The sequence below is a fragment of the Bacillus sp. GZB genome (assembly GCF_001975995.1).
In the GTDB taxonomy this organism is placed as follows: Bacteria; Bacillota; Bacilli; order Bacillales; family Bacillaceae; genus Bacillus; species Bacillus velezensis.
Window position 1 is genome coordinate 156,310 of record NZ_MTQG01000017.1, and the last position, 20,223, is coordinate 176,532.

Here is a 20,223-nt window from a genome sequence, read left to right on the forward strand (position 1 = left end):
TCATAAAGTGATATGCAGCACATAAAATAGAGAAAATTGGATGTCGGGGAAAATAGACAGCGGAGGGCGCAGCATGAACAAAAAAATTTTAGTTGTAGATGATGAACAATCTATCGTTACTCTTTTACAGTATAATCTGGAACGGTCCGGCTATGATGTCATAACCGCATCAGACGGCGAAGAGGCTCTGGAGCTGGCAGAGAATGAAAATCCGGATTTAATCGTACTGGATGTCATGCTGCCGAAAGTGGACGGAATCGACGTCTGTAAACAGCTCAGACAGCAGAAAATGATGGTTCCGATCTTGATGCTGACAGCAAAAGATGAGGAATTTGATAAGGTGCTGGGACTGGAGCTCGGAGCGGATGATTACATGACAAAGCCGTTCAGTCCGCGGGAAGTCACTGCGCGGGTGAAAGCCATTTTAAGAAGGGCTGACATTTCTTCGCTGTCACAAGGCAGAGAAGAGGAAAAGGACGGGCAGATCCTCATCGGCGAGCTGAAAATTCTTCCTGAGCATTACGAAGCGTATTTTAAGTCAGAACAGCTGGAATTGACGCCTAAAGAATTTGAACTGCTTCTGTATTTGGGAAAACACAAGGGAAGAGTGCTGACGAGAGATCTTCTGCTGAGCGCGGTCTGGAACTATGATTTTGCCGGGGATACCCGGATTGTTGACGTTCATATCAGCCATCTGCGCGACAAAATCGAATCAAATACCAAAAAACCGATCTATATTAAAACAATCAGAGGTTTGGGGTATAAACTGGAGGAGCCAAAAATGAATGAATAAAGTCCGTGTGCGTCTGTTCGCTTTACTCGTTGTATGTATCATATTGGTTTTCAGTGTTCTCGGCCTTTTTTTACAGCAGCTTATTTCTTCATCCGCTGAAGAAAGAACGGCGGATCAGCTGAAAAAGGAATCGGTATACATAGCGGGCCTTCTTGACACCGGCCGAATCGGCAATAAAAGCAATGAAACGGTAATCCGTGACGCCGGCCGCACCCTCGGTATAAACGTCTCCTTGCTCAACGAGAAGGGTGACGCCGTATATCATTCCGGCAGTCGTGCTGATGATTCAGCCGTAAAGGAATTCATTTCTCACAATAAAAGCGAGGAAGCCGTACAGTCGAAAAGCAGAGTCATCCGCGGCACTGCCGTAAAAAATGACGCAGGGAAAATTGCGGGGTATGTACTCGTTTCCTCGGAGATCAACGGCGGTTCAAGCGTTACCGGAGAAATGTGGGGCATGCTGGCAGCAAGTCTTTGTACCGCTTTTATCATTATCGTTTTCTTTTATACAAACATGACGTCCCGTTACAAAAAATCAATCGACGCCGCGACAAAGGTGGCGACGGAGCTCTCCAAGGGGAATTATGACGCCCGCTCCTACAGCGGTTACGCAAGGCGGTCGGACCGTCTCGGGCGTGCGATGAACAGCCTGGCGGTCGATTTAATGGAAATGACAAGAACGCAGGATATGCAGCGCGATCGTCTGTTAACCGTCATTGAAAATATCGGATCCGGTTTGATTTTAATAGACGGGAGAGGTTTTATCAATCTCGTGAACCGGTCATACACGAAGCAGTTTCATACAAAGCCTGAACGTCTGCTTCGGCGCCTTTACCACGATGCGTTTGAACATGAGGAGATCATTCGGCTTGTCGAAGACATTTTTATGACGGAGACGAAAAAATGCCAGCTGCTCAGACTTCCCATCAACATTGAGCGGCGCTACTTTGAAGTTGACGGCGTTCCGATCATGGGCCCTGATGATGAATGGAAGGGCATCGTCCTCGTTTTTCACGATATGACAGAAATTAAAAAATTGGAGCAGATGAGAAAGGACTTCGTCGCCAATGTCTCCCATGAACTGAAAACACCGATCACCTCGATTAAAGGATTTACGGAAACACTGTTAGACGGAGCGATGAAAGACGAAAAGGCGCTTTCAGACTTTCTGTCTATCATTCTGAAAGAAAGTGAGCGGCTCCAATCTCTCGTGCAGGATTTATTGGATTTATCCAAGATGGAGCAGCAAAACTTTACGATGCGCGTAGAGTCCTTTGATGCTGCAAAAATTCTGCATGAAATTGAGGCGCTTTTGCAGCATAAGGCTGAGGAAAAAGGCATCAGCTTTCAGCTCGATCTCCCGGAAGAGCCGATTTTTGTGACGGGTGATGCGCACAGGCTGAAGCAGGTATTTTTGAATCTGGCGAACAATGCCCTGACCTACACGCCTGAAAAAGGGACGGTGGGGATTTCGGTACATGTGAAAGAAACCGTTGTCGATATCAAAGTGTCCGATACGGGAATCGGCATTCAGAAAGAAGAGATCCCGCGGATATTTGAGAGATTCTACCGCGTGGATAAAGACAGAAGCCGCAACTCGGGAGGAACCGGCCTCGGCCTCGCCATTGTGAAGCACTTAATAGAAGCCCATGAAGGTAAAATCGAGGTCACAAGCGAGCCTGGACAGGGAACTGTGTTCACTGTGACGCTGAAGCGGCCGCCGGCAGCGTGATCAGCTTTACAAAGGATTAACAATTTCTTCATGACCTGTTAAACCTATCTTGTTAGGATATAACAGAACCCCTTCATCCAAGGAGCCAATTTTGACGGCGGGAACGCGTTTTCTTGTTCCCGTCCTTTTTTGCGTTTTCACGGGGTCCGCTCATTTTCCTTTCAAATTGAACTTTGTTAAAATAAGAGAAGCTGTGAGATTAAAAAACAGAGGAATGACGAGCTTTTGCTCTTAGGAGGATATTGAATGACGGAACGAAAAAAATTAGTGCTTGTCGACGGAAACAGTCTGGCGTACCGGGCGTTTTTTGCATTGCCGCTTTTAAGCAATGAAAAAGGCATTCATACAAATGCCGTATACGGGTTTGCGATGATTTTAATGAAAATGCTGGAGGATGAAAAACCGACCCATATGCTGGTGGCTTTTGATGCGGGGAAAACCACTTTCCGCCACAGCACGTTTAAAGAATATAAAGGCGGAAGACAAAAAACGCCGCCGGAGCTTTCAGAACAGATGCCGTTCATCCGTGAGCTCCTCGATGCCTACAACATCAGCCGCTACGAGCTTCCTGAATATGAAGCGGACGATATTATCGGCACGCTTGCCGTATCTGCTGAAAAAGACGGCTTTGAAGTGAAGGTCGTTTCGGGGGACAAGGACTTAACCCAGCTTGCAACCGGGAAAACGACCGTTGCCATTACGAGAAAAGGCATTACCGACGTAGAAGATTACACGCCGGAGCACGTGCGGGAAAAGTACGGTCTGACTCCTTTGCAAATCATTGATATGAAGGGATTAATGGGGGATTCATCCGATAACATACCGGGCGTCCCCGGCGTCGGAGAAAAAACCGCGATTAAGCTCTTAAAGCAGTTCCATTCGGTTGAGAAACTGCTTGATTCCATTGATGAAGTCAGCGGAAAAAAATTAAAAGAAAAGCTTGAAGAATATAAGGAACAAGCCCTGATGAGCAAAGAGCTGGCGACGATTATGACAAATGCGCCGATTGAAGTCAAGCCCGAAGATTTAGATTACCAAGGGTTTGACCGTGAACAAGTTGTTGCCATTTTTAAAGACCTCGGTTTTAATACGCTTCTTGAGCGGCTCGGTGAAGAAAGCGGGGAAACGGCGGAAGAAAATTTTGAAGACATCAATGTCGAAACGGCAGAAGAAATCACCGAAGATATGCTCGTTTCGCCGTCCGCTTTGGTCGTCGAACAAATCGGTGATAACTATCACGAAGAACCGATCCTCGGCTTTTCCATCGTGAATGAAACAGGTCTTTATTATATTCCGAAAGAAATCGCCATTCAGTCTGAAGCTTTTAAATCTTGGGCTGAAGATGAATCGATGAAAAAGTGGGTGTTCGACAGCAAACGTTCCGTCGTCGCTTTGCGCTGGCAGGGAATTGAGCTGAAGGGAACGGAATTTGACGCGCTTCTTGCTGCCTACATTATAAACCCGGGCAATTCGTACGACGATGTCGCGAGCGTAGCGAAAGAATACGGGCTGAATATCGTTTCAAAAGATGAAGCGGTATACGGAAAAGGCGCAAAACGCGCCGTTCCCGCTGAAAAAGAGCTTGCCGATCATCTCGCGCGGAAAGCGTCTGCCGTTAACAGCCTCCGTGACAAACTGCTTGACGCTTTGGAAGAAAATAATCAGCTTGAGCTTTATGAAGATCTTGAACTCCCGCTTGCGCTAATTCTCGGAGAAATGGAATCAATGGGCGTCAAAGTGGATGTTGAAAGACTGAAGCGAATGGGAGAAGAGCTCAAGGCAAAACTGAAAGAATATGAAGAAAAAATCCATGACATCGCCGGTGAGCCGTTTAACATCAATTCACCAAAACAGCTCGGCGTCATTCTGTTTGAAAAACTCGGCCTGCCGCCAGTAAAGAAAACAAAAACGGGCTATTCCACTTCAGCTGATGTGCTTGAGAAGCTCGCAGACAAACATGATATCGTCGCATACATTCTGCAATACAGACAAATCGGCAAACTCCAATCGACTTATATTGAAGGGCTGCTGAAAGTCACGCGCAAGGGTTCTCATAAGGTGCATACACGATTCAATCAGGCATTGACTCAAACCGGACGCCTCAGCTCAACGGATCCGAACCTGCAAAATATTCCGATCCGGCTGGAGGAAGGGCGGAAAATCCGTCAGGCTTTCGTACCGTCCGAACCGGACTGGCTTATTTTCGCCGCCGATTATTCACAAATTGAATTAAGGGTGCTTGCGCATATTTCAAAAGATGAAAATCTGATCGAAGCGTTTACGAATGACATGGACATTCACACAAAAACCGCCATGGACGTGTTTCATGTCAGTGAAGATGAAGTGACACAAGCGATGCGCCGCCAGGCAAAGGCCGTCAATTTCGGCATTGTTTACGGCATCAGTGATTACGGGCTGTCACAAAACCTCGGCATCACCCGGAAAGAAGCGGGCGCTTTTATAGACCGCTATTTGGAGAGCTTCCCGGGCGTCAAGGCATATATGGAAGAATCGGTGCAGGAAGCGAAGCAAAAAGGATATGTCACGACACTTATGCAGCGCCGCCGCTATATTCCTGAGCTGACCAGCCGCAACTTCAACCTGCGGAGCTTTGCGGAACGGACGGCCATGAATACGCCGATTCAGGGAAGCGCCGCCGATATTATTAAAAAAGCCATGATTGACATGGCAGCTGAGCTGAAAGAGAAAAACCTGAAGGCACGACTGCTGCTTCAGGTGCACGATGAATTGATTTTTGAAGCGCCTAAGGAAGAAATTGAAATATTAGAGAAGCTGGTTCCTGAAGTGATGGAGCATGCTTTGGCATTAGACGTGCCGCTGAAGGCGGATTATGCTTCAGGGCCGTCTTGGTACGATGCAAAATAAACAGAGAAAAAGGAAGTGATGATTGTGCCGGAATTACCAGAAGTTGAAACGGTCCGGCGCACTCTGACCGGTCTTGTGAAGGGGAAAACGATTGAATCGGCGGATATCAGATGGCCGAATATCATCAAAAAACCCGCCGAGCCGGAGGAATTCGCGCGGCAGATTGCAGGAGAAACAATCCGATCCATCGGAAGAAGGGGAAAGTTTTTGCTTTTCCATCTGGATCATTATGTCATGGTGTCCCACCTGCGGATGGAGGGGAAATACGGTCTTCATCAGGCCGATGAGCCTGACGATAAACATGTGCACGTCGTGTTTCACATGACGGACGGAACACAGCTCCGCTACCGGGATGTCCGGAAATTCGGCACGATGCATTTGTTTGCGCCGGGAGAGGAATTGAATGCATTACCGCTTTCACAGCTCGGGCCCGAACCCGATGATGAAGCATTTACCGCTGCTTATTTAAAAGAGCGGCTTGCAAAAACGAACCGCGCGGTGAAAACAGCCCTGCTCGACCAAAAAGCGGTCGTCGGCCTCGGCAATATTTATGTCGATGAAGCTTTATTCCGGGCGCGTATTCATCCTGAGACAAAAGCGAACAGTCTGTCAGACGGGCAGATAAAAACGCTTCATACAGAAATTAAAGACACCCTTCAGGAAGCGATTGACGCGGGCGGGAGCACCGTCCGGTCTTATATCAATTCTCAAGGGGAGATCGGAATGTTTCAGCTCAAACATTACGTATACGGCAAAAAGGATGAACCGTGCAAAACGTGCGGCACGATGATTTCTAAAATCGTGGTCGGCGGAAGGGGGACGCATTTTTGCGCCCGCTGCCAAAAAAAATCATAAACTGAAGCTGTACAAGCAGGCGGCAGCAGAATGACTTTTTTCTAACACAGTTGATGACCTTTCTCCATATATATATTGTGATTCACCCAATAGGCATATGTCACAATTGCCGATCAAGAGAAAGGGAGAAACGGATATGGAGATTGTTTCTTTGCTGCTTTTGGCTTTTGCTGTCAGCTTGGACAGTTTTTCAGTCGGGTTTACGTATGGTTTGAGAAAAATGAAAATCCCGTTCAAAGCGATTGCCGTGATCGCTTGCTGTTCAGCCTCTGTGATGTTTATATCCATGCTGATCGGCCATTTTCTGACAAAGATTTTTCCCGTATCCGTCACGGAAAAACTGGGCGGGCTGATCTTAATCGGAATCGGGGCATGGGTCATCTGGCAATTTTTCAAACCGGCTAAAGAGCCGGATTACTTATTGCATGAAAAAACGCTACTTAATCTTGAAGTGAAATCGCTCGGCATCGTCATTCACATTTTGAAAAAACCGACCAGCGCCGATATTGATCAATCCGGAACCATTAACGGAGTCGAGGCGCTTCTGCTCGGTATCGCCTTATCCATTGACGCGTTTGGTGCCGGGCTGGGAGCGGCCATTCTCGGCTTTTCTCCGGTTATGATGAGCGTGACTGTCGGGCTGATGAGCTCGCTGTTTGTTTCACTCGGCATAAACGCGGGGCATTTGCTTTCAAGATGGAATTGGATAGATAAAATGACATTTTTGCCGGGAGTCCTGCTGATTATCATCGGGATTTGGAAAATGTAAGAAGGAGTGGGCTTTTTGAGCTTGGTCATCGGTTTAACGGGAGGCATCGCAAGCGGCAAAAGCACGGTAGCGCGTATGCTGATCGACAAAAAAATAACAGTCATTGATGCGGATGTCATCGCAAAACAGGCGGTGGAAAAAGGAATGCCGGCTTACGGACAAATTGTGGAAGCATTCGGAAAAGACATCCTGCTGGAAAATGGCGATATTGACAGAAAAAAACTCGGTTCTATCGTTTTTACTGACGAACAGAAGCGTCTGAAGCTGAATCAGATCGTTCATCCGGCGGTACGTGCGGAAATGCTGAAACAGCGGGATGAAGCCATTGCACGAAAAGAGCAGTTCGTCGTTTTGGATATACCGCTTTTGTATGAAAGCGGGCTTGATTATCTTGTCGGTAAGGTGCTCGTCGTCACCGTACCGGCAGACATTCAGCTCAAACGGCTGATGGAGCGGAATTCCCTTACAGAAGAAGAAGCGATGAGCCGGATAACGTCGCAAATGCCTTTAGCGGACAAAACAAAAAAAGCTGACGCCGTCATTGATAACAGCGGCAGTCTTGAATATACAAAGCACCAGCTTGAGGAAGTATTGAGCGGCTGGGCATAAACAAACACCGTTCGGAAAGCCGAACGGTGTTTTTCTGGTTAAAAATCAAAATTGTCAGGGTCAGGGCCGACACGGAGATTTTCGTTCAGATCATCAATCCGCTTCATATCGTCAGCTGACAGTTCGAAATCAAAGACATTTGCATTTTCTTCAATACGATGTTTTTTAGTTGATTTCGGAATGGTGATGACACCGTTCTGCAAATCCCAGCGCAAAATCACTTGAGCGGCTGATTTGCCGTACTTCTCAGCGATCTCCTGTAAGACGGGATGATCAAGCAGCTGCCCTTGCATCAATGGCGACCACGCTTCAAGCTGAATGCCTTGTTCAGTGCAGAAAGCAAGCAGTTCTTTCTGTGTCAGACGCGGGTGGTACTCCACCTGGTTGATCATTGGCTTGATTTCCGTTTCTTTCATGAGATGTTTCAGATGGTCAATTTGGAAATTGCTGACCCCGATGGCCTTAATGCGTCCATCCCTGTAGAGGGTTTCGAGCGCCCGCCACGCATCGATGTACTTTCCTTCGACAGGCCAATGAATTAAATATAAATCCAAATAATCTAAACCGAGTTTTTCTAAGCTTGTGTCAAACGCTTTTAACGTTTCTTCATATCCTAAATCGGCATTCCACACTTTTGACGTGACAAAAATGTCTTCACGTTTTAATCCCGCTTCTTGCAGTCCTTGGCGGATGCCTTCGCCGACACCTTCTTCATTTCCGTAAATCGCGGCGGTATCAACGCTGCGATAGCCGTGCACCAATGCCGTTTTCACCGCGTTGACGAGTTCCGCGCCTTCCTCTACTTTGAAAACTCCGATGCCGAACCAAGGCATCTCTACTCCGTTATGCAATGTTGCTTTTGCTTGTAAATGTGTTGTCATGTATATATTCCTCCTATTAGTTGTCTGTTGAAACAATCAAAATGCGCTGAAGAAAAACTCACCTCCTTTCAAGAGCAGTGCGATCCCGCTTTTCAAGCTTCCTGCTCCATCCGGTTAATACGACCGCGCTGAGCACCATCAGCGCCCCGATCCAAGCGGTATGAATGATTCCGATTGAGTCTGTAATGATTCCGCCGGCAAACGAGCCGATCGCGATTCCGGCATTAAATGCCGCGATATTTAAGGCTGATGCTGTATCAACGGCGCTTGGCGCAAAACGTTCACTCAGCATCACAACATATACCTGAAGCCCCGGCACATTCATAAACGCCAACAGCCCCATGAAAATAATGGTGATCAGCCCGGCTGTTTTAAACGGCGCGGTAAAAGTCAGAACAAACAGCACAGCAGCCTGGACAATGAACATATAAAACAAGGCTTTCAGCGGATTCCGGTTTGATAAACGGCCGCCAATCATGTTTCCGATAGCAATCGCAATTCCGTAAATGAGCAGGATGGCCGCGACGGTTTCTTTCTGGAAACCGGTTACCTCCTGAAGAAGCGGAGATAAATACGTAAACACGACAAACGTTCCGCCGTAGCCTAACGCGGTAATAATAAATAAAAGCAATAACCGGCCGTTTGTGACGAGTTTGACCTGCTCGGAAAATGCGGTTTTCGTCCCTTTGCGCAAATGTGACGGAACGAGAAGCGCGTTTGTGAGGAATGCGATGATTCCTACCGACACAATGACGGCAAATGCGATTCTCCATCCGAATTGCTGGCCGAGATAGGTGCCGAACGGAACGCCGGTCACCGTAGCCACCGTCAGCCCCGTAAACATAATGGAAATCGCGCTTGCTCTTTTATGCTCCGGCACGATATTGGCGGCGATTGTTGCCCCGATTGACATGAAAATGCCGTGGGAAAAAGCCGAAATAACCCGTGCCGCCAGTAAGACGCCGATTGAGGAAGCGCTCGCTGCGAGTGTATTTCCGGCGATAAAAATTAACATCACCCAGAGCAGCAGCGTTTTCCGTGACATGCCGGATGTGAGAGATGTTAAAACCGGCGCGCCGAATGTCACGCCCAGAGCATACATGGAAACGGTAAGCCCCGCCGTTGTCACAGGTATATGCAGATCTTGAGATATAAGCGGCAGCAGCCCGACGCTGATAAATTCGGTTGTGCCGATCGCAAAAGCGCTGACGGCTAATGCCAGCAGCGCTGGTAAATAGCTTTGGCGATGTGAAGACATCTGTTTTCCTCCTTGAACGATAATGTATGGTTGAAATGATGCCGGGTAAACGATATAAGTATAAGAGTACATTCCTTTTCAGCCGGCAAATGTCATTATGATCGATAGAAGTGTCATTGAAAAGAACGTACTTTTAAGTGCCATAGGCACTTTTTAGTTCCTATAGATGAGGAGGAATTACCGTTGCTGAAGAAAAAATACAATATATCCGTAGAGGCGGCGCTTGAAGTGATCGGCGGAAAATGGAAGTGTGTGATCCTCTGCCACCTCATGCGCGGGAAAAAACGGACAAGCGAATTGAAGCGGCTTATGCCGGACATCACCCAGAAGATGCTGACACAGCAATTGCGGGAGCTGGAAGCTGACGGCGTCATCAACCGGATCGTGTACAATCAGGTGCCGCCGAAAGTGGAATACGAGCTGAGTGAATACGGGCACAGTCTGGAAAGAATTTTAAACGCGCTGTGCGACTGGGGCGCGATGCATATTGCTAAACGGTACGGCGAGGTGTCTTCCGTTTTAGAGGACAGCATTTTAAATGACAAATTTAAAGAACCGGGACAAATATAAGAAAAAAGCAGGCAGCCTGAGACGCTGATCCTGCTTTTTTTATGGAAGAAAGATCATTTTATATGCAAAAAAACCGATTGAACAACATATTGATCGGTATAAGGGTGGATTTTTATCAAGTTGTACTGGCGGATTTCTTTTAATGTGTTATACTATATATAAATAAAGGTAAATTAGAGTGGCATATTAAAAAGGGGTGACCTGAGCATGAAGGTAAAAGTAGCAATCAACGGGTTTGGAAGAATCGGAAGAATGGTGTTCAGAAAAGCAATGGAAGATGATCAAATTCAAATAACAGCCATTAATGCAAGCTATCCCCCGGAAACGCTTGCTCATTTGATAAAGTATGACACAATTCACGGCAAATACGATCAAGAAGTTGAGACCGCCGACGACAGCCTGATCGTCAACGGAAAACATATTATGCTGTTCAATCGCCGGGACCCGAGAGAGCTTCCGTGGAAAGAATGCGGAATAGACATCGTCGTAGAGGCAACGGGGAAATTTAATTCAAAAGAAAAAGCGATGAGCCATATTGAAGCAGGGGCGAAAAAAGTCATTTTAACGGCTCCGGGCAAAAATGAAGACGTTACCATTGTCATGGGAGTAAATGAAGAGCAGTTCAACCCCGATGAACATGTCATTATTTCAAATGCATCCTGCACGACAAACTGTCTTGCGCCGGTCGTCAAAGTGCTTGATCAGGAATTCGGGATTGAAAGCGGCCTGATGACGACTGTTCACGCTTACACGAATGATCAAAAAAATATCGACAATCCGCATAAAGATCTGCGGAGGGCGAGAGCGTGCGGAGAATCCATCATTCCGACTTCTACAGGCGCCGCCAAAGCGCTGTCGCTCGTGCTGCCTCATTTGAAAGGAAAACTTCACGGTCTTGCTTTGCGTGTTCCCGTTCCGAATGTGTCATTAGTGGACCTTGTCTGCGATCTGAAAACAGATGTGTCGGCCGAGCAAGTGAACGCCGCTTTCCAAAGAGCCGCAAAAACGTCGATGTACGGAATTCTTGATTATTCGGATGAGCCGCTCGTTTCTTCGGATTATAATACGAATTCACACTCTGCGATCATCGACGGACTGACAACGATGGTGATGGAAGACCGAAAAGTAAAGGTGCTCGCCTGGTATGACAATGAATGGGGATATTCCTGCCGGGTCGTTGATCTTATCCGTCACGTCGCCGCGCGAATGAAACACCCGTCAGCTGTGTAGACTAAAGATCATGGACATTTGTTAGAAAAAAACCCTTAACGGCATATTCGCAAAAAACACACCTTGCAAAATAAACTTAAACACAGTATACTATCTTTCGTGAACTTCTTGCTCGTGACTGCTTCGGAATTACTTAAAGGGTTAGGACCTCTCCGGACTAACTTTCCCCCGTGGTAAATGGCCGGGTCAGTTCTCGGAAATTCACTTTTTTAATTCTTGTTAAGGGGGGTCCATGATTATGGAAACAATGGGGCGTCACGTCATCTCCGAGCTGTGGGGATGCGATTTTGATAAGCTCAATGACATGGATTTTATTGAAAAAACGTTTGTAAATGCTGCTTTGAAATCAGGAGCTGAAGTGCGCGAGGTCGCATTTCACAAATTTGCACCGCAAGGCGTAAGCGGAGTCGTTATCATCTCTGAGTCACATTTAACGATTCACAGTTTTCCTGAACACGGATATGCAAGCATTGATGTTTATACTTGTGGAGACCTGGATCCTAATGTGGCTGCGGATTACATTGCGGACGCATTACATGCAGATACAAGAGAAAACATTGAAATACCGAGAGGAATGGGGCCTGTACAGATTAAACAGGCACAAGCGAAAGTACTGTAATTTTCAAAACGCAAACACAAGGGAGCTAAGCTGAAAAAGCCATTACGCGCTTTGAAGCTGATGCTCCTTTTCTAATGTAAAAAAACAGCATTGCTTTTTCTTTAAGCATTTTTTTTGTAAAATAGAAAAGATAAGGCCGGTCTATCGGCTCTCCCAACAAATAGGCTCATCCTAGAAACGTTGGCGGGCATTTACCGGAAGCTTGCGAACCGCATTACAGCAACGAAACAGATGGGAGCTGATTCAATTTGAAATGTCCTTCATGCCAGCATAACGGTTCCCGCGTACTTGATTCACGGCCTGCGGACGAAGGGAAATCAATCCGCAGAAGGCGGGAATGCGAAGCCTGCCATTACCGCTTCACTACATTTGAGAAGTTTGAAGAGATGCCTCTGATCGTCGTGAAAAAAGAAGGCGTCCGGGAAGAATTCAGCCGTGAAAAAATGCTGCGCGGGTTAATTAAAGCTTGTGAAAAAAGGCCCGTTCCTTTAAAAACATTGGAAGACATGTGCTTTGACATTGAAAAAGAGCTGAGAAACCAAGGTGTATCTGAAGTCAAAAGCGAACTTGTCGGAGAAATGGTAATGGACCGTCTGGCGAAAATCGATGAGGTGTCTTATGTCCGCTTTGCCTCCGTCTACCGGCAGTTTAAGGATATAAACGTGTTTATCGATGAATTGAAAGATTTAATAAAGAAAGAACGCTGAGAGAGCTAAGAGATTGTGTCTGGCTCTTTTCTCATGAGCAAAATTGGCATTTGATAGATCACAGAAACGGTGTAAAATGAGAGTAGAAACATATCGGAAGGTTTGAGAATCATGGCTGACTATTGGAATGACGTATTGCCTGTAGATCCTTATACGGTCAAAAGCCGTTCGCTTCTTCAGGATGTCGACAGACAGGTTTTGACACATCTGTACCAGCCGCTGATCGGTTCTTTTGCATACTCCCTTTATATGACCTTATGGGGGGAGCTTGAGCAGAACCGCTTGTGGGGAGCGGAATCCACGCACAGGCAGCTGATGGGCATGATGCAGTCAAATTTAAAGAAGATTCATCATGAACAGGGAAAGCTTGAAGGAATCGGGCTGCTGAAAGTGTATATCCGGGAGTCCGAGCAAAAAGAGCGGATGTTTATTTATGAGCTGCTGCCCCCGCTCAGACCGAATGATTTTTTTGAAGACGGCATGCTGAATGTCTTTCTTTATAACAGAGTCGGTAAAACGAAATACCAGCAGCTGAGACAATTTTACACGCATCCTTCCGTCGGCGCGGGCGCAAGGGAAATTACCCGTCCGTTTAATCACGCCTTTGCCTCTTTTCAGCCGAGTGAATGGAAAATGACGCCTGATATGGAAGAAGCGATGAAGCTCCCCGAGGACTATGAGACGGCGTCTGTCGGACAAGCGCCTTCCTATACGGTGACGGAGGAAGTGTTTGATTTTGAGCTTTTCATGGCGGGACTGTCAGAAACGATGATACCGCGTAAATCAATCACACAGGACGTGCGGGAGAGCATTAAAAAGCTTTCATATTTATACGGAATAGATCCTATCTCCATGCAGCACGTCGTCATGACCGCAATTAATGAACAGGATACGATAACGGCCGAAGCGCTGAGGAAAGCGGCCAGCGACTGGTACCAAATTGAAAGAAGCGGGAAGCTTCCGGAACTGATTGATAAAACACAGCCTGTCACCTTGAGAGAAAACCGGGCGGAAAAGGACGATTCATTGAACGGCGAACTCATCGCACAGCTTGAGACCATATCACCGAGAAAGCTTCTTCAGGACATTGCGGACGGAACCGAGCCGTCAAAAGCCGACTTGCAGATTATCGCCGATATTATGTTCGAACAAAAGCTTGAGCCCGGCGTCACCAATGTGCTGATTTATTATGTCATGCTGAAAACGGATATGAAGCTGTCCAAAAACTATATCCAAAAAATCGCCGCCCACTGGGCCAGAAAGAAAGTCAAAACGGTACGGGAAGCAATGAAGCTCGCAATAGAAGAGCATAGGCAATATCTTGATTGGGCGGACGGCAAAACAAACGGCGCGGCGCGCGGCAAAAAAACCGTCCGGGAAGAAAAGCGCCCTGATTGGATGAAAGAAGAAGAAACCGGGAAGAAACAAGAACAGCCGGCTCTTTCCGCGCAGGATCTTGAGGAACAGAAGAAAAAAATGATGGAAGAAATGAAAAAACTGAAAAAATACTCTGCCTATTGAGACAGAGAAGCGGGGTGATATTGAATGGAACCGATCAGCCGATCCTTAGAAGGCGTGACGAAAAGACCTGACTTTCAAAAACGCCTGGAACAAATGCAGCAGCAAGTCATGGCCGACGAAGACGTCCAGGCTTTTTTGAAGGAACAGAAAGATGTAATCAATCAAAGCATGATTGACAGAGGGTTAAATAAACTGTACGAATTCGTTCAGCAAAGCAAACAGTGCGCCTTCTGTTCGAAAGACAGCCGGACGAACAGCCTGCTTGAAGGCTATCATCCGAAGCTTGTGATCAACGGGCGTTCCATTGATATTGAATATTACGAATGTCCGGAAAAGAGAAAGCTCGACCGCCAGAAAAGGCAAAAGTCCCTGATGAAGAGCATGTATATCCAGCAGGATCTTCTCGGCGCGACGTTTCAGCAGATCGACATTACCGATCCGAGCAGACTCGGCATCTTCCAGCATGTGACGGATTTTCTGAAGAGCTATAATGAAACGGGAAAAGGCAAAGGGCTGTACCTGTACGGAAAATTCGGAATCGGAAAGACATTTATTTTAGCCGCCATTGCTAACGAATTGGCGGAAAAAGAGTATTCATCAATGATCGTATATGTTCCCGAATTTGTCAGAGAGCTGAAAAACTCGCTCCAGGATCAGTCGTTGGAGGCGAAACTGAATATGGTAAAAACGACGCCCGTACTGATGCTTGATGACATCGGAGCGGAGTCAATGACAAGCTGGGTCAGAGATGAGGTCATCGGCACCGTGCTTCAGCACAGAATGAGCCAGCAGCTTCCCACTTTCTTCTCGTCTAATTTTTCACCAGACGAGCTGAAGCATCATTTTACGTATTCACAGCGGGGAGAAAAGGAAGAAGTAAAAGCGGCAAGACTGATGGAGCGGATTTTATATTTGGCTTCGCCCGTCCGTCTTGACGGGGAAAACCGCCGCCGTTCATGATGCCGGCGTCCAATGGGAAGGATTTGAGGGAATGAGGAATAAGAAGGCTGTCACTTGGGCTGCGGCTGCGGCGGGAGCGGGCCTTTTGCTGTGGGCAAACCGCAAATATCTGAATCTGTCGCCTAAGGAGATCCGGCTGTGGGTATTATCGTTCGGTATTTTTGCGCCGCTTGTGTTTATCGGAATTTCCATCGTCAGGCCTTTTGTGCTGTTTCCCGTATCAATCGTTTCCGTCGCCGGAGGATTGGCGTTCGGCCCGTTTTTCGGCACCGTGTATACGCTGGCGGGCTCAATGGGCGCTGCCGCCGCGTCATTTTTTGCGGCGGGGCTGTTTGCCTTTAATGAGAAAAGCCGTCATGGAAAAATGGAAGCCATTCAAAAGCAGATGAAAACCAATGGCTTCTTTTATATTTTTATCCTGCGCATTCTGCCTGTTAACTTTGATGTGATCAGCTATGCCGCAGGCCTATCGAAAGTCAGGCCGATGACGTATTTTTTGGCGACCGCAGCGGGCATTATTCCGGGGACGATCGTCCTGAATGTGCTCGGCGCGAGCTTTATGTCCGGCAATGTGCTGACCGTACTCGGCGTGATGTGTCTTTACATCGTATTTTTATCGCTTCCCGTTATATTTAAAAAGAAGGTGCGCCATTTGTTCGGCGGTGAAAGCTAACCTTTACGTCTATTTTAAAAACATCCCCCATATACTTGTAACAGATGCCGTAAGGGGGGACAAATATGCTTGAAGTGATCTTTGAAGATGACCACGATACCGCCGCTTTTTTACATCTCATTCAGCAATCGGACGACCGGAGACATTTTATTGTCCGTGAAGGCATAAAAAAAGTCGGAATCGCAAGGTCTGAAACGGCTTTTTGCGTTCAGCGCTTTATTGAGCCGATACTTGTCAGGTTTTTTTTGGAATGCAAAGAAGACGAGCATATGCTTTCGCTTATTGAGGACGCATACTGCTTCACCGATCAGGATGAACAGCAGCAAATCCTTCAGCTTGCACACAGCATTATGGAAGGAGAGCTTGAGGATCATCCGTTCGAGCCGAAGAAAGAGCCGCGCACACAGTTTATTTCAGATGCGCTCCGGACGATTTCACTTGATGCGGGTGTTTTTTCCGTGCGTTCGTTTCAGACGTTCCGGCTCGGCAGGTATTATGAGCGGCTCAGAGAATACGCGGAGGCTGCGATAGATGAATATCGGATGGAACAGGAATATCAAAACTTTATCCAGTCTCTGAGAGATTATGTGACATCCAATCCGCCGCGGATGAAGAAAGTCAGCATCGTACATGACCGGGCTTTTACGCTGTGGGAGCTGCGCTATTTGTCAGAACGGGAACAGAAAAAATACATAGACAGACGGTTTGTGCGGGAGCACCCGATGTATATAGATTCCCATCTCCTTGCGCCGCTGATCTCCATTGCGCCTGAGACGGTAGAACTGTATACGGACAAACCGGAGCATATGATGTCCAGAACGATTCAAAACGTGTTTCAGGAGAGGGTGCGCCTTTTTCCGCTGGGCGCGTTTGCAGCCGAGAAGACAGAAGGATAGCTGCACGGACGGCCTTGTGTAGGCGGCAGGGCTGTCTGTGCGAAATCAGACGGAAAACCGAGTTGCATTTTTCTCGCAGACATTTTATAATACATAAAAGATTAATGATTGCTACACGTATTGATAAGGACATGAAGCATTGATACCGGCTTTATAAGAGAGGAGAGCCCTAGGCTGAAAGCTTTCCAGCTATGGATCATTGTCTTTACCGCCTTTGAACTTCAGCTGTGAACGCCGGAAGAAGCGCCAGTAATAGCTGACGGGAACTCCCGTTACAGAGTTTAGAGCCGCAGGTGCCGAAACAATCGGCCGCGCGGAAAAAAGGGTGGAACCACGATTCCGTTTATTTAACCTCGTCCCTTTCATAGGGGGCGGGGTTTTTGATTTGCATAAAAAAAGGAGTGACGAAGATGTCAGATATGATCAACATCACATTTCCGGACGGAGCGGTAAAGGAATTTCCGAAAGGAACAACAACAGAAGATATCGCGGCATCCATCAGTCCGGGATTAAAGAAAAAGTCTTTAGCCGGAAAACTGAACGGACAGGAAATTGATTTAAGAACGCCGATTCAAGAGGATGGTGCCGTAGAAATCATTACAGAAGGCACAGAAGAAGGCTTGAACATCATGCGGCACAGCACGGCGCATTTATTGGCCCAGGCGATTAAACGCATTTATAAAGATGTGAAATTCGGTGTCGGCCCCGTCATTGAAAACGGGTTCTATTATGACGTTGAAATGGAGCAGGCGCTGACGCCGGATGACCTTCCGAAGATTGAAAAAGAAATGAAACGCATCGTCGGTGAAAATCTGCCGATTATCCGAAAAGAAGTGAGCCGTGATGAAGCAAAAGCCATGTTTGCGGAAATCGGCGATAATCTGAAGCTTGAACTGCTGGATGCCATCCCGGAAGACGAAACGGTCTCCATTTATGAGCAGGGCGAATTTTTTGACCTGTGCCGCGGCGTGCACGTGCCGTCTACAGGCAAAATTAAAGAATTTAAGCTGCTGAGCCTTGCGGGCGCATACTGGCGCGGCGACAGCAAAAACCAAATGCTTCAGCGCATTTACGGCACGGCCTTCTTTAAAAAGGATGACTTGAAAGAGCATTTGCGGATGCTTGAAGAAGCGAAAGAGCGTGACCACCGAAAACTGGGCAAAGAATTAAAATTGTTCGCCAACTCTCAAAAAGTCGGACAAGGCCTGCCGCTCTGGCTGCCGAAAGGCGCAACCATCCGCCGCGTGATCGAGCGCTACATTGTGGATAAAGAGCTGAGCCTCGGTTATGAGCACGTCTATACGCCTGTTCTCGGAAGCAAAGACCTGTACGAAACATCAGGGCACTGGGATCATTATCAGGATACGATGTTCCCGCCGATGGAAATGGACAATGAAACACTCGTGCTCCGTCCGATGAACTGTCCTCACCATATGATGATTTACAAACAGGACATTCACAGCTACCGCGAGCTTCCGATCCGCATCGCCGAGCTCGGAACGATGCATCGTTATGAAATGTCCGGGGCGCTTTCAGGTCTTCAGCGCGTACGCGGCATGACGTTAAATGACGCGCACATTTTCGTCCGCCCTGACCAGATTAAAGAAGAATTCATCCGCACTGTCCGTTTGATTCAAGACGTATACGAAGACTTCGGCCTGAGTGATTACACATTCCGCCTGTCTTACCGCGATCCTGAAGATACGGAAAAATATTTTGATGATGATGAGATGTGGAACAAAGCGCAATCCATGCTGAAAGCGGCAATGGATGAGATGGGGCACGACTACTATGAAGCGGAAGGCGAAGCGGCGTTTTACGGCCCTAAGCTTGACGTGCAGGTGAAAACGGCTATCGGCAAAGAAGAGACATTGTCAACTGTACAGCTTGACTTCCTTCTTCCGGAACGCTTTGATCTCACTTACGTCGGAGAAGACGGCAAACAGCACCGCCCTGTCGTTATTCACCGCGGCGTCGTGTCAACGATGGAGCGTTTCGTTGCTTTCTTAATCGAAGAGCACAAAGGCGCCCTTCCGACATGGCTTGCACCGGTGCAGTTCCAAGTCATTCCTGTATCACCGTCCGTGCATCTTGACTATGCGAAAAAAGTGCAGGAGCGCCTGCAGCGTGAAGGCCTGCGTGTCGAGCTTGACAGCCGGGACGAAAAAATCGGCTATAAAATCCGTGAAGCGCAAATGCAAAAAATCCCGTACATGCTTGTGGTCGGTGACCAAGAAGCGGAAAACGGCGCGGTAAACGTCCGGAAATACGGCGAGCAGAAATCAGAAACCGTCTCATTGGACGATTTTGTGAAAAAGGCTGTAGCCGAAGCGAAAAAATAACCGGAAATACAAAAAACCCCGTTCATTCAGAATGGGGTTTTTTTGCGTATAAAATTATCTTTCTTTTTGTTTCTCTATAATCGCAAACAGCTCGTGAAGATCGCTGATCACGTAATCAGGCGCAATGTCCGTATCATTTTTCTTTTGCGTCCGGTTTACCCAGACTGTCGTAATGCCTGCCCGTTTCGCTCCCAATATATCAGTATTGAGGTTATCTCCGACCATAATGGCGTCTTCTTTTTCCAGGTTCAGGAGGCCGAGGCAATGTTCGAATATGGAGGCGTCGGGTTTCCCTTTTCCGAAAGCGCCTGAGATGACGATTTCATTAAAATAAGGCGCGAGCTCAGGAACGCCGGCGAGTTTTTCTTTCTGCAGGCTGGGGTCGCCGTTTGTCAGCAGAAGCAATTCATAAACACCTTTCAGCTTATCAAGCACCGCAAACGTTTCATCATACACGTACGGACGCTGTCTGCGTTCCGCCGCGAAAAACTCCGCCAAATATTCGCCGTAAGCCGCATCGTCTATACCGACGCTTTTTAAGCCGTTCGTCCAGGCGTTTCGTCTGTATTCCGGCGCAATCCGATTCAGCTGTTTAAATCCTTCGCTGACCGGCTCGGAAAAATTCGCCCATAATCCTTCAAACGGATTAATGCCGATCATGACCGTATAAGGATAGGTTTCGTATGACATATACAATTCCCGTGCCGCTTTCCGAACCGCTTCTTCAAATGTATGCGGGTCAAGGCCATATTTTTTTTCCGCTTGTAAACATGTTTCTCTGAATGTTGTTCTGACGCTTTTTTCATCCCATAACAGTGTATCGTCCAAATCAAAAAATACGGCTTTCATGATCTTCTCCTCTTTGTTATATTCTGAAACTCTCTGCCGCAAGGCTCCCGTTTATTCTACAATAGATATATAG

The 20,223-nt window shown here is 47.3% G+C and carries 18 protein-coding genes; 15 read left to right on the forward strand and 3 right to left on the reverse strand.

The genetic code is table 11. From position 1 onward, the window contains the following. Nucleotides 1-73: 73 nt before the first annotated feature. The 6 genes from BXO87_RS11805 to coaE all read left to right on the forward strand — a co-directional run bounded on the left by BXO87_RS11805 (nucleotide 74) and on the right by coaE (nucleotide 7,644). Nucleotides 74-793, forward strand: a complete 720-nt coding sequence (locus BXO87_RS11805; protein WP_003152457.1) for a response regulator transcription factor — start codon at nucleotides 74-76, stop codon at nucleotides 791-793. Then, nucleotides 786-2,525: a two-component system histidine kinase PnpS gene (gene pnpS, locus BXO87_RS11810; RefSeq protein ID WP_076851353.1), complete on the forward strand. Its 1,740-nt coding sequence runs from the start codon at nucleotides 786-788 to the stop codon at nucleotides 2,523-2,525. The genes BXO87_RS11805 and pnpS overlap by 8 nt, the downstream gene beginning before the upstream one ends. A gap of 246 nt (nucleotides 2,526-2,771) precedes the next feature. Then, nucleotides 2,772-5,411 (forward strand): DNA polymerase I, encoded by a 2,640-nt coding sequence (gene polA / locus BXO87_RS11815; RefSeq protein WP_052586427.1) that lies wholly within the window; start codon nucleotides 2,772-2,774, stop codon nucleotides 5,409-5,411. A gap of 24 nt (nucleotides 5,412-5,435) precedes the next feature. Then, nucleotides 5,436-6,266, forward strand: a complete 831-nt coding sequence (mutM, locus tag BXO87_RS11820; protein WP_015417984.1) for a DNA-formamidopyrimidine glycosylase — start codon at nucleotides 5,436-5,438, stop codon at nucleotides 6,264-6,266. A gap of 136 nt (nucleotides 6,267-6,402) precedes the next feature. Then, a complete protein-coding gene (gene ytaF / locus BXO87_RS11825; protein ID WP_003152461.1) occupies nucleotides 6,403-7,035 on the forward strand; it encodes a sporulation membrane protein YtaF in 633 nt (210 codons plus the stop codon). 15 nt (nucleotides 7,036-7,050) lie between these two features. Beyond that, entirely contained in the window at nucleotides 7,051-7,644 is a 594-nt protein-coding gene (gene coaE / locus BXO87_RS11830) for a dephospho-CoA kinase (protein WP_038459462.1), read from the forward strand. 38 nt (nucleotides 7,645-7,682) lie between these two features. Here coaE and BXO87_RS11835 read toward each other — a convergent pair whose 3' ends face one another. Further along, nucleotides 7,683-8,525 carry an aldo/keto reductase gene (locus tag BXO87_RS11835; protein WP_038459459.1) on the reverse strand — a complete coding sequence of 281 codons (843 nt, stop codon included), beginning with the start codon at nucleotides 8,523-8,525 and terminating at the stop codon, nucleotides 7,683-7,685. A 58-nt stretch (nucleotides 8,526-8,583) separates the two neighbouring features. Beyond that, the gene (locus tag BXO87_RS11840) at nucleotides 8,584-9,783 is read right to left on the reverse strand and encodes an MFS transporter (protein WP_038459457.1); all 1,200 of its coding nucleotides are present in this window, start codon (nucleotides 9,781-9,783) and stop codon (nucleotides 8,584-8,586) included. A gap of 183 nt (nucleotides 9,784-9,966) precedes the next feature. Here BXO87_RS11840 and BXO87_RS11845 point away from each other — a divergent pair, with 183 nt between their 5' ends. From BXO87_RS11845 to thrS, 9 genes are all read left to right on the forward strand, one after another. Further along, nucleotides 9,967-10,353: a winged helix-turn-helix transcriptional regulator gene (locus BXO87_RS11845; protein WP_003152469.1), complete on the forward strand. Its 387-nt coding sequence runs from the start codon at nucleotides 9,967-9,969 to the stop codon at nucleotides 10,351-10,353. A 207-nt stretch (nucleotides 10,354-10,560) separates the two neighbouring features. After that, on the forward strand, nucleotides 10,561-11,583 hold the full coding sequence (locus tag BXO87_RS11850) for a glyceraldehyde-3-phosphate dehydrogenase (RefSeq protein ID WP_063174674.1): 1,023 nt from the start codon (nucleotides 10,561-10,563) through the stop codon (nucleotides 11,581-11,583). Between the two features lie 238 nt (nucleotides 11,584-11,821). Beyond that, nucleotides 11,822-12,202, forward strand: coding sequence for an adenosylmethionine decarboxylase (gene speD / locus BXO87_RS11855; RefSeq protein ID WP_003152471.1), 381 nt, complete (start codon nucleotides 11,822-11,824; stop codon nucleotides 12,200-12,202). Between the two features lie 248 nt (nucleotides 12,203-12,450). Continuing rightward, nucleotides 12,451-12,909, forward strand: a complete 459-nt coding sequence (nrdR, locus tag BXO87_RS11860) for a transcriptional regulator NrdR (RefSeq protein ID WP_003152473.1) — start codon at nucleotides 12,451-12,453, stop codon at nucleotides 12,907-12,909. Nucleotides 12,910-13,020: 111 nt separating this feature from the next. Further along, nucleotides 13,021-14,430 carry a replicative helicase loading/DNA remodeling protein DnaB gene (gene dnaB, locus BXO87_RS11865; protein WP_038459453.1) on the forward strand — a complete coding sequence of 470 codons (1,410 nt, stop codon included), beginning with the start codon at nucleotides 13,021-13,023 and terminating at the stop codon, nucleotides 14,428-14,430. A 24-nt stretch (nucleotides 14,431-14,454) separates the two neighbouring features. After that, the gene (dnaI, locus tag BXO87_RS11870; protein ID WP_038459451.1) at nucleotides 14,455-15,390 is read left to right on the forward strand and encodes a primosomal protein DnaI; all 936 of its coding nucleotides are present in this window, start codon (nucleotides 14,455-14,457) and stop codon (nucleotides 15,388-15,390) included. A 31-nt stretch (nucleotides 15,391-15,421) separates the two neighbouring features. Further along, the gene (locus tag BXO87_RS11875; protein ID WP_038460864.1) at nucleotides 15,422-16,063 is read left to right on the forward strand and encodes a TVP38/TMEM64 family protein; all 642 of its coding nucleotides are present in this window, start codon (nucleotides 15,422-15,424) and stop codon (nucleotides 16,061-16,063) included. Nucleotides 16,064-16,128: 65 nt separating this feature from the next. Then, nucleotides 16,129-16,959 carry a putative sporulation protein YtxC gene (gene ytxC, locus BXO87_RS11880; protein ID WP_021494427.1) on the forward strand — a complete coding sequence of 277 codons (831 nt, stop codon included), beginning with the start codon at nucleotides 16,129-16,131 and terminating at the stop codon, nucleotides 16,957-16,959. A gap of 410 nt (nucleotides 16,960-17,369) precedes the next feature. Beyond that, nucleotides 17,370-19,301, forward strand: a complete 1,932-nt coding sequence (gene thrS / locus BXO87_RS11885; RefSeq protein ID WP_025649713.1) for a threonine--tRNA ligase — start codon at nucleotides 17,370-17,372, stop codon at nucleotides 19,299-19,301. Nucleotides 19,302-19,355: 54 nt separating this feature from the next. On the opposite strand, the gene BXO87_RS11890 is transcribed toward thrS, so the two are convergent. Continuing rightward, nucleotides 19,356-20,150 (reverse strand): HAD family hydrolase, encoded by a 795-nt coding sequence (locus tag BXO87_RS11890; protein ID WP_032873721.1) that lies wholly within the window; start codon nucleotides 20,148-20,150, stop codon nucleotides 19,356-19,358. Nucleotides 20,151-20,223: the final 73 nt, after the last annotated feature.